Here is a 14,458-nt window from a genome sequence, read left to right on the forward strand (position 1 = left end):
CCTAGAGAACGGGAGAAACGACCCGCCTGTCAATTGGATAAAATCGCCAATATGCAATTGCCGAGGCCGCTGATCTGTGGAACGCTCCGCTTCGGACGGCTTGAAACAGGCGCTGCGGTGCCCCTGCCTGGTGTCCCCCTTTCGATGGTCGGAGAGCGTTTGATGAGCCTGATGTTGTTCGCCGGGGGACGTTTCCTCGATCCCGTCCAAGGTGCTCTGCTTGACGGGATCGACGTGCTGATCGAAGGCGATCGCGTCCGCGAGGTTTCCGACCGGCCGATCCAATCGCCCAGTGCGACACGGGTCGATCTGCGCGGCCGCACGCTGATGCCCGGGCTGATCGACATGCATGTCCATGTCGTCTCGTCCGTGGTGAACGGTGTGGCCAATGCGATGACGCCGTCGTCGCTGGTCGCGCTGCGGGCGGGCCGCGTGATGAATGCCATGCTGATGCGCGGCTTCACCACGGTGCGCGACCTCGGCGGCGCCGATCTCGGGCTCGTCATGGCGGTCGAGGAGGGGCTGATCGACGGGCCGCGCCTGATCATCTGCGGCAAGGCGCTGAGCCAGACCGGCGGCCATTCCGATCCGCGCGCCCGCTCCGAGACGCGCCCGCTCTATACCGGGCGGTTGGGCCAGATCGGCCAGATCTGCGACGGCGTCGATGCGGTGCGGCTCGCGGCGCGAGAGGAGCTCCGCGCCGGGGCGACCTTCGTCAAAATCATGGCCAATGGCGGCGTCGCCTCGCCCAATGATCCGATCCACGCGCTCGGCTTCTCGAGGGACGAGATTCGCGCCGCCGTCGAGGAGGCCGAGAATGCCGGCACCTATGTCGCCGCCCATCTTTACACCGACAAGGCGATCGCGCGGGCGGTGGATTGCGGCGTGCATTCGCTCGAACATTGCAATCTGATCCAGTCGGAGACGGCGACAAAGGCGGCGGCGGCCGGCGCCTTCGCGGTGCCGACGCTTGCAGCCTATGAGGGGCTGGCGCTGGAAGGCGCGAGCTTCGGTCTGCAGCCGGAATCGGCTGCCAAGATCGAAACGGTGCGCAAGGGCGGGCTGGAATCGCTTGCGATCATGCGCGAGGCCGGCCTGCCGATGGGCTATGGCTCGGATCTGCTCGGCCAGCTCCAGAAATACCAGACGCTGGAGTTCGAGTTGCGCGCGCGCGTGCTGCCGCTATCCGAAGTGCTCGCCTCGGCGACGAGCACGGCGGCAAAGCTCTGCCGGATGGAAGGCGAGATCGGCGCCCTGGTACCGGGGGCCTATGCCGATCTGCTCGTGGTCGATGGCGACCCTCTGAGCGATCCGCAGCTGTTCCAGAACGATGGCCGGGCGCTGCGGGCGATCATGCGTGGCGGCAAGTTCTTCAAGAACGAGTTGAACTGAAGCGGCCCAACCGGAGAGCGCTGCCATGCGTGGAATGATCGTTGCCGCCCAGCCTGAAGCCGCGGAAGTCGGGGCCGACATCCTGCGGCGGGGCGGCAATGCGGTCGATGCGGCCATCGCCTGCGCCTTCAGCCAGGGCGTGGTCGATCCGCAGATGTGCGGAATCGGGGGCTTCGGGGCGATGCAGATCTGCATGCCCGGGCGTGGAGTCCATACCGTTCTCGAGTTTCTCGCGCGGGCGCCGCTTTCGGCGACGCCCGATATGTGGGCTGACCGCTTCGTCGGGCAGACGCGCGACGGCTTCGTCTTCCTGATGAGCGACCATGCCAACGAACTGGGGCATCTCGCGGCGGGCACGCCGGGCAATGTCGCGGGCTATTGCGAAGCCTTGGCGCGTTTCGGCACGATGGCGTTGCCGGATGTGGTGGCGCCTGCGATCCGCCAGGCGCGCGAGGGGTTCATGGTGCGCCCCTACGTGCATTATTACTGGGCGATCGACCAGCGCGCGACGGGGCAGGTCAACACGCAAGACAAGCTGCGCTTGAGCGAAACCGGCCGGGCGATTTATTTCCATGCCGATGGCAGCCTGAAGAAGCCCGGCGACAGCGTCGCCAATCCCGATCTCGCTCGTACGCTGGAGCGCATCGCGGAAGCCGGGCCGGACATCTTCTATACCGGGGAGATCGCCCGGGAGATCGCCGCCGACATGGCGGCTGCCGGCGGGCTCATCACCATGGAGGACCTTGCCGCCTACAAGGTGCGCGAAAAGGCGCCGATCTGGGGCGAGTATCGCGGCTTCCGGATCGCCGGCAATCCGCCGGCAGCGGGTGGCGCCTCGCTGATCGAATTGCTGCAGATCCTGGAGGGGTTCGATCTTTCGGCGCTCGAGCACAATGGGCCCGAGCATATCCGCATCCTCGCCGAGGCGATGAAGTGGATGACGATCGACAAGGACGCCCATATGGGCGATCCCGATTTCGTCGCTGTGCCGCTCGACATGCTGCTGTCGCCTGCCTACGCCGCCGACCGCGCCGCCCGCATCCGTGCGGGCGAGAAAGCCAGCGTGCCGCGCTCCGAACGGCCGAAGGATCCGCCCGACACCACGGTCTGCTGCGTCATGGACGAGGAGGGCAATGCGGTCACCATCACGCATACGCTCGGCCAGCCATCGGGCGCGATCACGCCGGGGCTGGGCTTCATGTATAACGGCACGATGAGTGGTTTCGACCCGCGCCCCGGCCGGGCGGCCTCGATCGCGCCGGGCAAGGCGCGAGGCAGCGCCATGGCGCCGACCATCGTTTTCGAGGGCGATCGGCCGGTGATCGCGATCGGCGCGCCCGGCGGCACCTTCATCGTTCCGGCCATCGCGCAGGCGCTGAGCAACGTCATCGATTTCAAAATGAGCATGGCGGACGCCGTCGCGGCGCCGCGCATCGTCTGCCTGAGCGATACGATCGACGTCTCCAACCGGGTGCAGCGGAGCGTGACGGACGAACTCCAGGTGATGGGCTATGCCGTCGCGCGCTCGTACCAATCCTTCGCCTTCGGTGCGCCGCATGGCGTCATGGTCGAGGGCGACGCTTGGGCGGGCGGCGCCGATCCGCAGCGGGACGGGATGGCGATCGCAGTCTGAGCGACGTTCGGGCCGGCTCGCCGAAGGCGTTTTGATTTCAGTGGGACGGATCGAACCATCGCGCGCGGCAATTGTTGATGCTTTTTGCCACGAGCGATGAGGAGCATCAGCCATGAGCGCCAGCTTGACCGGACAATTCGATACGCGGCGCGACGCCGAAATGGCCGTCGAGCGGCTTGTTCAGGAGCATGGCATCGAGCGCGCTGACATTGTGGTCGCCCCGGTCGGCGCCGCCAACACCGCCGGCGAGCATGCTGCGGGGTCCGACCGCGCAACCGCCGAGCCGAGCACGCAGGGCCGGCAGGATGCCGCGTTGAACGGGCTTATCCAGGTTTCCGTCGATGTGGCGGACGAAACGCTCGCAGGCGTGATCCGCAAGTCTTTTGCCGAGTTCGATGCCGAGAACGTCGTGCAGGACCGGTAAAGGCGGGCTGACCCTATTTGGGTCCATTCACCGCTTGCGCCTCGAAATGCAGCCCGGCACGATAGATCTCCGTGCCGGCTTCATCCCGGATGGCGACCGCGAGGTTGGCTTCCTCGTTCTCGGGAAGCCTCTCCCGCGCCATTTCCGTCAAAGCGACCTTGGCATCCGCGGTGGCGGCCTTGGCGCTTGGAAAGTCCAGCGGCTGATCAAACGCGTCGGGGCCGTCGCCAGCGTCGGTGGTGATCGTGAATTTCGGCATCATCGTCGTCCTCTGTGCACGAGCAATTTGCAACAAAGCTAGCGCGCACCTGTTCCCTCAGTTAACGGCCAAACGGTCTGGATCGCTGCGTCAATTTCAGTCCGTTGCGCCCATTGAGGAACAGCAATCGGCAGCTTGCGTTCCACATTCAGGGTTCCCGTGCCCGATCAGCCGGACAGGATTTGAACAATGCACCGCGTCCATGCCATGCCTTTCGGCGCCGAATGCCTCGAGAAGGGTGTCCGATTTTCTCTTTGGGCGCCTTCGGCAACCAGCGTCACGGTCTGCCTCGACGGGGCCGAGCAGGCCATGATCCACGAGGCCGATGGTTGGCATCACTTGGTCTGCCCAGGCATCGCGGCCGGGGCGCTCTATCGATATCGCATCGACGGTGAGACGCTGATTCCCGACCCGGCCTCGCGGTTTCAGCCGGAGGATGTCGACGGGCCCAGCATGGTCGTCGACCCTTGCGCCTTCGCCTGGAGCGACGCCGAATGGAACGGACGTCCCTGGGAAGAGACCGTCGTCTACGAGGCGCATGTCGGCACGGCGACGCCGGAGGGCACCTTCGCCGCCCTGGCGGCCAAGCTCGGGCATCTTCGCGAACTCGGCGTGACCGCGCTCGAACTGTTACCCCTCGCGGATTTTCCCGGCGACCGGAGTTGGGGTTATGACGGGGTGCTGCATTTTGCCCCCGATCATGCCTATGGCACGCCGGAAGACTTGAAGCGGCTGATCGACGAGGCTCATCGCCACGAGATCATGGTGTTCCTGGACGTCGTTTATAATCACTTTGGTCCGGCGGGAAACTACCTCGCCAATTACGCAGCGACCTTTTTTACCGAACGTCATGAGACGCTATGGGGTGCAGGCATCAATTTCGACGGCGAAACCTCGTCCGTCGTGCGTGATTTCTTCGTTCACAATGCGCTCTACTGGCTGGAGGAGTATCATTTCGATGGGCTGCGCTTCGATGCGGTCCATGCGATTGCAGACGACAGCCGCAAGCATGTCATCGCCGAACTCGCGGAGCGGATCAGGGCAGGCCTGGCCGGCCGGCCGGTGCATCTCATCCTCGAAAACAACGCCAATCAGGCCCGTTGGCTGGAGCGGGACGAGACGGGTGCGCCGCGCCTGCACACGGCGCAGTGGAACGACGACATCCATCACGCCTGGCACCGCCTCCTGACGGATGAGACGGATGGCTATTACGCCGATTATGACGACCCGATCGGGCATCTCGGCCGCTGTCTGGCGGAGGGCTTTGCCTATCAGGGCGAGATTTCGGCGCATGACGGCGTGGCACGCGGCGAACCATCGGGACATCTGCCGCCGTCCGCGTTCATCGCCTTTCTCCAGAACCACGACCAGATCGGCAACCGGGCTTTCGGAGAGCGTATCGGAGCCCTGGCTCCGCCGGCGAAGCTGGCGCTGGCGAGGGCGGGCTTCCTGCTCGCGCCGCAGATTCCGATGCTGTTCATGGGCGAGGAGTGGGAGGCGTCCGCCCCCTTCCAGTACTTCGTCGATTTCGCCGATGACGAGTTGTCTCACGCGGTACGCGAGGGCCGGCAGCGCGAATTTGCCGGATTCGGGGCCTTCGGCGGTTCGGTCGACAAGCCGGTTCCCGACCCGACCTCGCCGCAGACATTGGAGCAATCGCGCCTGGACTGGTCCGAGGCGGTCAGGCCGCCCCATGCCGAGATCCTAAGGGAGACGCGCGATCTGCTGAGACTGCGGCAGATCGCGGTCCTGCCCCTGACCAAGAGCCGGTATCTTGGCGCTCGCCGGCAGCGCCCAACGCCCGACACGCTCGATATCGGTTGGAATTTCGAGGCCGGCTCGATGCGGTTCGTGGCGCATTTCGGGGATGGCGAAACGCGATTGCCGATCGGCGCCGGCGAGGTGTCGCTCTGGTCGAGCCCCGGCGTCGAGATCGGCGACGAAATCCGACTGCCGTCCTGGACGGGGGCGATGATGGTGGCCCGCCGCTGATTCAGCGCAGGCAACGCAGCGCGCCGCGACCAGCGGAACGCGGCGCGCGCGTCGATCAGCTCTCGCCCGGGACAAACACCAGAACGGACAGGGGCGGCAGCACGATCTCGATGCAGGACGGCTCGTCGCCACAAGGCTCAGGCCTCGCCTGGGCCTGGCCGCCATTGCCGACATCCGATCCGCCATAGACGCCGGCGTCGCTGTTGAAGATTTCGCGCCATGTCCCGCCATGGGGAACGCCGACATGGTAGTTCCAGCGGGGAACGGGCGTCATATTGGCAACGATCAGCACCGGTTTCTCGCCGGGCGCGATGCGCAAAAAGGCAAAGACGCTGTGGTCCCGGTCGTCCGAGACGATCCAGCGGAACCCGTCTGCGACACCGTCACCGACATGCAGCGCCGGCCAGGCGCTGTAGATCCGGTTCAGATCGCCAACCAATGCCTGGATGCCGCGGTGCAGCGGTTCCTGAAGGAGATCCCAATCGATCTCGCCATCATGGTTCCATTCGCGGCGCTGGGCGATCTCGCCGCCCATGAACAGCAGCTTCTTGCCCGGGTGCATCCACATGAAGGCGAGATAGGCGCGCAAGCCCGCAAATTTCTGCCAGTGGTCGCCGGGCATCTTCTCCAGCAGCGACCCTTTCCCGTGCACGACCTCATCATGGGACAAAGGCAACATGAACTGTTCGGAAAAGGCATAGACCAGCCCGAAGGTCATCTCGTCGTGGTGGTAGCGGCGATGGAGCGGGTCGCGCTGCTGGTAGTGCAGCGTGTCGTGCATCCAGCCCATGTTCCATTTGAACGCAAAGCCGAGCCCGCCCTCGGCGACGCTGCGGGTCACGCCCGGCCAGGCGGTCGATTCCTCCGCGATCATGATGGCACCGGGGTGGCGCTGGGCCACCAGCGTGTTGAGTTCGCGCAGGAAGGCGACGGCCTCGAGGTTTTCGCGCCCGCCCTCGATATTGGGGGTCCATTCGCCGGGCTCGCGGCTGTAGTCGCGATAGAGCATCGAGGCCACCGCATCGACCCGCAGACCATCGACATGAAAATGGTCGAGCCAGTGAAGCGCGCTGGCGATCAGGAAATTGGAGACCTCCCGGCGGCCGAAATTGTAGATCAGCGTGTTCCAGTCCTTGTGGAAGCCCTCGCGCGGATCCTCATGTTCGTAGAGCGCGGTGCCGTCGAACCGGGCCAGACCATGGGCGTCTGAGGGGAAATGCGCTGGTACCCAGTCGACGATGACGCCGATCCCGGCCTGATGGCAGGCATCGACGAAGAGCGCGAAATCCTCGGGCTCGCCGAACCGGCGGGTCGCCGCGAACAGGCCAAGCGGCTGGTAACCCCAGGAGCCGGTGAAGGGATGTTCGGCCACCGGCATCAATTCGACATGGGTGAAGCCCATGGCGTTCGCGTAGGGCACAAGACGTTCGGCCAGCCCGCGCCAGTCGAGCATCTCGCCGCCGGGTCCGCGCACCCAGGAGCCGGGATGAAGTTCGTAGACCGAGATCGGGGCCGTCGTGGATTGCCGCTCCGCCCGCTCCGCCATCCAGGCTTCGTCGGCCCAGACATGCGAGGCTTGGTGCGGAACGATCGAGGCGGTGCCCGGCGGCAATTGGGCCGCGCGCGCGACGGGGTCGGCCTTCTGGGGCAGGAGATGACCGTCTCGATCGACGATCTCGTATTTATAGAGTTCGCCGCTGGCCAGCCGCGGGACGAAGATCTCCCAGACGCCGCTCTCGCCGCGCCGGTGCATGGCATGGCGCCGTCCGTCCCAGCTGTTGAAGGTGCCAACGACCGAAACCCGTCTCGCATTGGGCGCCCAGACGGCGAAGCGTACGCCGCGTACATCCTCGACCGTGCAGGGATTGGCGCCGAGCGCGGTCGAAAGTTCGAGATGGCGACCCTCTGTGATCAGGTGCAGGTCGAGTTCGCCGAGGAGCGGTCCGAAACAATACGGATCTTCGGTGATCTGCTCACCGCCGGGCCAGCCGATCGCCAATTGGTAGGGGCCATCTCCCAGGTCGCCGACGAACAGCCCCGCCGGTTCGGCGGGACGCAGGCTGGCGGCTTCGCGTCCATCCTGATGGACCGCGACACCGATTGCGCCGGGCATGAAGACACGGAGATAGCGGCCATGGTCCCCCTGCTGGGGGCCGAGCACCGAGAAGGGCTCAGTCAGATGTCCGGCTGCCAGCGCCGCGATGGCGTCCCCCGGCAGCGGCGCAACCCGATCAACGGAAACCTCCATCACATGGCGTCCTTTTCCAGCAATCGGTCCAGCAGCGCGGTCAGGCCGGCCAGCGGCACAGCCAACCATTCGGGACGGTTCGCCGCCTCGTAGCTGATCTCGTAGGCCGCCTTTTCGAGCATGAAGAGGTCCAACAGGCCCTCGTCCGCGGCGCTGTCGCTCGTCGCGTCCGTGCCGCTCGCCTCGCGATAACCCTCGAGCAGCGCCGCCGGCATGATCTGTCCGAAGGCTTCCGTCAGGGCGTCGTAGCGGCCGTCCTGAGAGGCGGAGGCGACGGTGCGCCGCCCGGCTGCGAGCGCGTAGTCGAGCGAGCGCAGGATGCCGGCGACGTCGCGCCAGCCGCTATCCTTGCCCCGGCGTTCCGCCAGGGGTTGGGCAGGTTCGCCCTCGAAGTCGATGATCATGACGTCGCCGCTGGCGACCAGCACCTGGCCGAGGTGGAAATCACCATGGACACGGTGAAGTCGGGTGCCCTTGCCGCCCTGGCAGAGGCGTTCCGCCAGATCGAGCCAGGCGTCGCGCCGTGCCAGGATGCCGTCGGCGAAGGCTCGCTCGCCGTCCGGCAACTTGTCGAGCGCACGTTCCAGATGCGCGCAGGCGGTTTCGATGCGGCCGCGAATGCGGTGGCGCCAGCGTTCCACCTGCTCGTCGCCTGCGGGCAGGGGCGCAAACGCCTCGTCGTCGCTGTCCTGCGCCAGCACGACATGCATCTCGCCCAGGCGCTGGCCGAGCGTCCGTGCGAATGTCGCGTAGGTGGCCAGCTGGTTTTGCAGATCGACGTCCTCGCGCGACATCTCGTCGACGACGCGGCCGAGATAGGAGGCGGTCCATTCCCAGGCGTCGCCTTCGCCGGGGATGAAGGCCTGGATCACCGCCATGACCTCCTGCTCGCCTTCGGCGGGGACATGGACGATCTCGCCGAGCAGTGCCGGCGCGTTGCGGAAGCCGCGCTGCGTCAGCATGCGCGACATTTCCGCTTCGGGGTGCTGGCCCGGCGCCAGGCGCCGGAACAGCTTGAGCATCACCTTGTGGTCGACGATGACCGAAGAGTTGGACTGCTCTGCCGAGAGCCAGCGGACCGGATCCTCCGGCTTCACCTCGATCGCCTCGAAGGCCTCCGTCGGCCGGAAGGACACCTCGCCGACAGCGCTCTTGATCGTGGCGCCGGCCTTCAGCAGGGCCAGCAATTCGTGGATGAAGCCCGGCAGTGCAAAGGCATCGGTCAGGAAGCCCATGCGGCGACCGCGCCTGACCCGAGCGAGGGCCAGTTGCTGAGGCAATGCCGCGACCACCTCATCGTCCCAGCCGATGCCCAGCGGCAGGAGATAGCGCTCCGTGCCGCCGGCATGGGTTGCCTCCACCGCCATCAGCGCCGCCTCGCGGCCGCTGCCGATGCGCGCGGTATAGGCAATGCGGGCGCTTTCGAGCTTTTGATCCTTGGCGGCAAACCAGCGGCGCTTGGCGAGATAGGACGGCAGGATGGCGGTCTCGAACTCGCGGCGCGATTGCGGCGTGATCATCTCGTCCGCGCTGCCCTTGAGCACGAAGGTCGTGTAGTCGGGCATCGGCTCGGGGGTCTGCGCCAGCCAGGAGGGGGCACGGGCGTCCTCGGCGAGAACGAACCAGTAGAAGCCGTAAGGCGGCAGCGTCATCAGATAGGTCAGCTGGCCGATGGCGGGGAAGACGGAGTTGCCGAGCATCTCCACTGGGTGGCGGCCGGCAAACTCCGACAGGTCCAGCTCGAAGGCCTGGGCCGAGCGCGACAGGTTGGCGACGCAGAGAATGGTCTCACCCTCATATTCGCGCAGATAGGCGAATGCCTTGCGGTTCTTCGGGTAGAGGAAGCGCAGCCCGCCCCGCCCGAAGGCCTTGTGCTCCTTGCGCGCCGCCAGGATGCGCCGCGTCCAGTTCAGCAGCGAATGGGGGTCGCGCGTCTGAGCCTCGACGTTGACGGCGTCAAAACCATAGAGCGGGTCCATGACTGGCGGCAGCACGAGGCTTGCCGGATCGGCCTTGGAGAAGCCGCCATTGCGATCGGGGGACCACTGCATCGGCGTGCGCACGCCGTCGCGGTCGCCGAGGAAGATGTTGTCGCCCATGCCGAGCTCGTCGCCGTAATAGATCACCGGCGTGCCGGGCATCGACAACAGCAGGCTGTTCATCAGCTCGATGCGGCGGCGGTCGCGCTCCAGCAGCGGTGCCAGCCGGCGGCGGATGCCGAGATTGATGCGGGCGCGCTTGTCGGTGGCGTAGAAGTTCCAGAGATAGTCGCGCTCCTTGTCGGTCACCATTTCGAGCGTCAGCTCGTCATGGTTGCGCAGGAAGATCGCCCATTGGCAGCCCTCGGGAATGTCGGGGGTCTGGCGCATGATGTCGGTGATCGGGAAGCGGTCTTCCTGCGCGATCGCCATGTACATGCGCGGCATCAGCGGGAAGTGGAACGCCATGTGGCACTCGTCGCCCTCGCCGAAATAGGCCTGCGTGTCCTCGGGCCACATATTCGCTTCCGCCAGCAGCATGCGATCGGGGAAGGAGGCATCGAGCTCCGCCCGGATGCGCTTCAGCACCGCATGGGTCTCGGGCAGGTTTTCGTTGGAGGTGCCGTCGCGCTCGATCAGATAGGGCACCGCATCGAGCCGCAGGCCATCGACGCCGAGCTCCAGCCAAAAGCGCATCACGCCGAGGATCGCCTTGATCACTGCCGGATTGTCGAAGTTCAGATCCGGCTGATGCGAATAGAACCGGTGCCAGAAATAGGCGCCCGCAGTGGCATCCCAGGTCCAGTTCGAGCGTTCGGTGTCGAGGAAGATGATCCGCGTGCCGGAGTAGAGCTGGTCGTTGTCGGACCAGACGTAGAAATTGCGCTGGGGCGAGCCAGGCTTGGCGAGGCGCGCCTTCTGGAACCAGGGGTGCTGGTCCGAGGTGTGGTTGATCACCAGTTCGGTGATGATGCGGATGCCGCGATCATGGGCGGCCTTGATGAAGCGCTTGACGTCGCCGGCCGTGCCGTAATCGGGGTGGACGCCCTTGTATTCGGAGATGTCGTAGCCGTCGTCGAGCCGCGGCGACGGGTAAAACGGCAGGAGCCAGATGACGTTGACGCCCAGCGAGACGATGTAGTCGAGCTTGGCGATCAGGCCTGGAAAATCGCCGATGCCGTCGCCATTGGCGTCGAAGAACGATTTCACATGCAGCTGATAGATGATCGCATCCCGATACCATTGCGGGTCGCGCGCGTCGGTTTCGGGGGTGACGAGGCCGTCGGTCGCAATCATTGAGAACCTGCAGGGGCGCTGATGCGCCAAATCGAGAAAGGAAGCGCGTTGGGGTCGAGATGGATCGTTTGTGACTTGCCGTGCCAGGCGAAGCGCTCGCCGGTCATGAGATCCTCGACAGCCACCGAGGCGTCGTCGGGCAGGCCGAATTCCCAGAGCGGCAGCTCGATCCCGGCGCCATGTGCCTGGAAGGGGTCGAGATTGACGGCGACGAGGATGATATCGCCGCCACCGGGTGCACGCTTGCCGAAATAGAGGATGTTGTCGTCGAAGGCGTTGTAGAAGGTCAGGCCGAGATGGCTCTGCAGCGCGCGATGGCTGCGGCGGATCTGGTTGAGCCTGGTGATCTCGGCGATGATGTTGCCGGGCGCCTGCCAGTCGCGCGGCTTGATCTCGTATTTCTCGCTGTCGAGATACTCTTCCTTGCCGGGTACCGGATCGGATTCGCACAATTCGAAGCCGGAATAGACGCCCCAGAGCCCCGATAAGGTCGCCGCCAGCGCTGCGCGGATCAGGAAGCCCGGGCGACCCGAATTCTGCAGGAAGACGGGGTTGATGTCGGGGGTGTTGACGAAGAAATGCGGGCGGAAGACATCGCGCGCCGGCGCCTGGTTCAGCTCGCTCAGATAAGCGGTCAGCTCCGCCTTCGTGTTGCGCCAGGTGAAGTAGGTGTAGGATTGCGAGAAGCCGACCTTGCCGAGCCGGTACATCACCTTGGGCCGCGTGAAGGCCTCGGCCAGGAACAGGACACCGGGATCGCGCGACCGGATATCGGCGATCAGCCACTCCCAGAACGGGAAAGGTTTGGTGTGGGGGTTATCGACGCGGAAGATCCGGACACCCTCGTCGACCCAGCCCTGGACGACGTCGCGCAAGGCCAGCCATAGCCCCGGGATCGCATCGCCGGCATAGAAATCGACGTTGACGATGTCCTGGTATTTTTTCGGTGGGTTTTCGGCATAGCGCATCGATCCGTCGGGACGCCACTGGAACCAGCCCGGATGATCTTTCAGCCAGGGATGGTCGGGCGCGCACTGGATCGCGAAGTCGAGCGCGATTTCGAGCCCATGCGCAGCAGCTTCGCGCACCAAAGCGCGAAAATCCTCGCGGCTGCCGAGTTCGGGATGGATGGCTTCATGGCCGCCATCCGCCGACCCTATCGCATAGGGGCTGCCGGGATCGTCCGGGCCGGGGGTCAGCGTGTTGTTGCGGCCCTTGCGGTTGGTCTTGCCGATCGGGTGGATCGGCGGGAAATAGAGCACGTCGAAGCCCATCGCCTGGACCGCCGGCAGCCGCCCGATGACATCCCGGAACGTGCCGTGCCGCGCGGGATCATCGGTGATCGAGCGCGGAAACAGCTCGTACCAGCTTGAAAACGCGGCCCCCTCGCGATCGGCCTCGATCGGGAAGTGCATGTCCGCGCCGGTCGCATGCGGGCGCGGATCGGCGCGCGTCATCGCGATCGCAAGCGCGTCCGACAGGAGGATGGCCGCGTTCTCGGCCTGGGACGCGCCCATGCGGGCCAGGTGGGCGTCGATGACCGCCTTGTCTTCGGGCGCTGCCACGGCCGCGAATTTTTCGAGGATCAGGCGCCCCTCGGTGTTCTCGAGAGCAATGTCGAGGCCGGCGTCGAACTTCTTGCCGAGATCGCGCCGAAAGGTGCCGTATTCGCTCCACCATGCCTCGACGGCAAAGAGATAGCGGCCGGTCCGTAGCAGCGGAAACTCGCCCTGCCAGCGATCGTTGACGACGGGCGCCATCGGCGCGCGCGACCAGCCCGTCTCGTCCTCGGCGCGCCACAGCACATCGGCCGCGAGCACCTCATGGCCGTCGCTGAAAATGTCGGCCGTGACGACGACAAGATCGCCGACGCTGCGCTTGGCTGCGAAACGGCCGCCATCAACGCTGGGGCTGACCGCCTCGATGGCGATACGCTGCGAGGCCAGGTCCGCACGATCATCAGGTGCCGCGGGCGTGGCGCTGCGGATTGGCGCGCCCTCTTCCAGAGCGACCACCGCGCCCCAGGCCGGGGGCAGCCGATCAACGGACTGGTCCGCCGGCACTTTGCCGAACGCACCTGCCAGGCGCGCGACATCGACTGGTGCGCTGTTGATCGGATCGCGGTTGAGCAGGACGAGGCGACCCGTCTTGCCGTGCGTCCTGAGGATGATCGCGAGATCAGCGCCGTCTTCGAGCACGCGCAGGGTGCCGCCGGCGCCCTCCAGTGTCGCTGCGGCTACATTTGCGGCAATGATTGCCTCGCCGAGATCGCCGCCTGACTGCGCTGCGGCCAGATCATCTTCGTCTCTTGCATGCAGGAAAGGGATCTCCAGCCCGAATTCACATCCTTGCGGCAGCAGCCAGCCATTCGCCAGCAGCGCGGCCGTCATGATCGCGGATTGCTTTGTCGGGATGGGGTTGGGCGGTGCATTCGCGGGTGGACGGGCCGCGAACGGGTCCTCCGGACAGGCGATGAGGGCCGCCGTGTTGTCGAGGGTTGCATGGTCCTCGGCCAAGCGACGCAGACCGGCGTGAACCGGGCTTGCGCTGATGTAGTCGAAAACAGCCGCCATGGTGATGCGGTCCCCCGGGGACGCGTCCTGCATCCAGGCCAGAGCCTTGAAACCCGGCGAAGCGTCGCGACCCGCCGCGAGGATGTCCTGCCAGATGTCGGCTGGGACGGCCTGCACTTCGTGGCAGCGCACCCCGTCGATGCCCAGCGCGCACCAGCCGCGAAGCTGGTCGCGCCAGAAGTCGATCAGACGCCTTCTTGCAGGTTCATCGGCAAAATTCGCCTCGACGACATTGTGGCGAAGGTCCTGGCGCGGATCGATGCCGACACGCCGCGGCGCCACCCAGCAGAAGGGCAACTCAGCAGCCAGCATGCCCTCGGCGTCGGTGCGGGTGATCGCTAGGTCGATCCAGAGGATGAGGCCGGCCTTTCGGCAGGCCTCGACCAGGCTGCGCAGCGACGAAGCCGCTTCTTGGGTGCCGATGCGCGCGACATCCCAAGTCAAAAACAAATCCGAGGATGACGAGAACGGCCAGGCCAGGAGAAGATGGGTGAAACCCAGAGCCTTGGCGCGCTCGATATGGGGATCCCAGAGGTTGTCGGCCCCGCCCGATCTCGCATGCAGATAATAAATCCGGGGTGCGGACAGTGCGGCGGCGCCGATATCTGAAGCGCGTTGATCTCGATGCGAGCTTTTCTGGGTGGTGCCAGCCACTGAGTTTA

8 protein-coding genes are annotated in these 14,458 nt (G+C 65.6%); 4 read left to right on the forward strand and 4 right to left on the reverse strand.

The annotated features are described in order from the left end of the window. Positions 1-162: 162 nt before the first annotated feature. From IP69_RS12880 to IP69_RS12890, 3 genes are all read left to right on the forward strand, one after another. Complete coding sequence (locus tag IP69_RS12880) at positions 163-1,392, forward strand: amidohydrolase family protein (protein WP_054143220.1); 1,230 nt, start codon at positions 163-165, stop codon at positions 1,390-1,392. Positions 1,393-1,417: 25 nt separating this feature from the next. Beyond that, a complete protein-coding gene (gene ggt, locus IP69_RS12885; RefSeq protein ID WP_054143221.1) occupies positions 1,418-3,025 on the forward strand; it encodes a gamma-glutamyltransferase in 1,608 nt (535 codons plus the stop codon). 112 nt (positions 3,026-3,137) lie between these two features. Beyond that, complete coding sequence (locus IP69_RS12890; protein WP_054143222.1) at positions 3,138-3,449, forward strand: hypothetical protein; 312 nt, start codon at positions 3,138-3,140, stop codon at positions 3,447-3,449. Between the two features lie 13 nt (positions 3,450-3,462). Here IP69_RS12890 and IP69_RS12895 read toward each other — a convergent pair whose 3' ends face one another. Then, positions 3,463-3,708 carry a hypothetical protein gene (locus IP69_RS12895; RefSeq protein ID WP_156323437.1) on the reverse strand — a complete coding sequence of 82 codons (246 nt, stop codon included), beginning with the start codon at positions 3,706-3,708 and terminating at the stop codon, positions 3,463-3,465. A 189-nt stretch (positions 3,709-3,897) separates the two neighbouring features. Here IP69_RS12895 and treZ point away from each other — a divergent pair, with 189 nt between their 5' ends. Further along, entirely contained in the window at positions 3,898-5,700 is a 1,803-nt protein-coding gene (gene treZ, locus IP69_RS12900; protein ID WP_054143224.1) for a malto-oligosyltrehalose trehalohydrolase, read from the forward strand. Positions 5,701-5,755: 55 nt separating this feature from the next. On the opposite strand, the gene glgB is transcribed toward treZ, so the two are convergent. Genes glgB through IP69_RS12915 form a run of 3 tightly spaced genes read right to left on the reverse strand, consistent with a single transcriptional unit; the run spans position 5,756 to position 14,450 of the window. Then, a complete protein-coding gene (gene glgB / locus IP69_RS12905) occupies positions 5,756-7,948 on the reverse strand; it encodes a 1,4-alpha-glucan branching protein GlgB (protein ID WP_054143225.1) in 2,193 nt (730 codons plus the stop codon). Beyond that, positions 7,948-11,223, reverse strand: coding sequence for a maltose alpha-D-glucosyltransferase (gene treS, locus IP69_RS12910; RefSeq protein WP_054143226.1), 3,276 nt, complete (start codon positions 11,221-11,223; stop codon positions 7,948-7,950). Before treS ends, glgB begins: the two co-directional genes overlap by 1 nt. Then, positions 11,220-14,450, reverse strand: a complete 3,231-nt coding sequence (locus IP69_RS12915) for a maltotransferase domain-containing protein (protein WP_248306820.1) — start codon at positions 14,448-14,450, stop codon at positions 11,220-11,222. The genes treS and IP69_RS12915 overlap by 4 nt, the downstream gene beginning before the upstream one ends. Positions 14,451-14,458 lie beyond the last annotated feature (8 nt).

Source organism: Allobosea sp. AAP35, from assembly GCF_001295925.1.
GTDB lineage: Bacteria > Pseudomonadota > Alphaproteobacteria > Rhizobiales > Beijerinckiaceae > Allobosea.

Excerpts from the sequence above, each read along its gene's own strand:
- IP69_RS12880 (WP_054143220.1), top strand. The coding sequence starts at position 163 with ATGAGCCTGATGTTGTTCGCCGGGGGACGTTTCCTCGATCCCGTCCAA.
- glgB (WP_054143225.1), bottom strand. The coding sequence starts at position 7,948 with ATGGAGGTTTCCGTTGATCGGGTTGCGCCGCTGCCGGGGGACGCCATC.
- treS (WP_054143226.1), bottom strand. The coding sequence starts at position 11,223 with ATGATTGCGACCGACGGCCTCGTCACCCCCGAAACCGACGCGCGCGAC.
- ggt (WP_054143221.1), top strand. The coding sequence starts at position 1,418 with ATGCGTGGAATGATCGTTGCCGCCCAGCCTGAAGCCGCGGAAGTCGGG.
- treZ (WP_054143224.1), top strand. The coding sequence starts at position 3,898 with ATGCACCGCGTCCATGCCATGCCTTTCGGCGCCGAATGCCTCGAGAAG.
- IP69_RS12890 (WP_054143222.1), top strand. The coding sequence starts at position 3,138 with ATGAGCGCCAGCTTGACCGGACAATTCGATACGCGGCGCGACGCCGAA.
- IP69_RS12895 (WP_156323437.1), bottom strand. The coding sequence starts at position 3,708 with ATGCCGAAATTCACGATCACCACCGACGCTGGCGACGGCCCCGACGCG.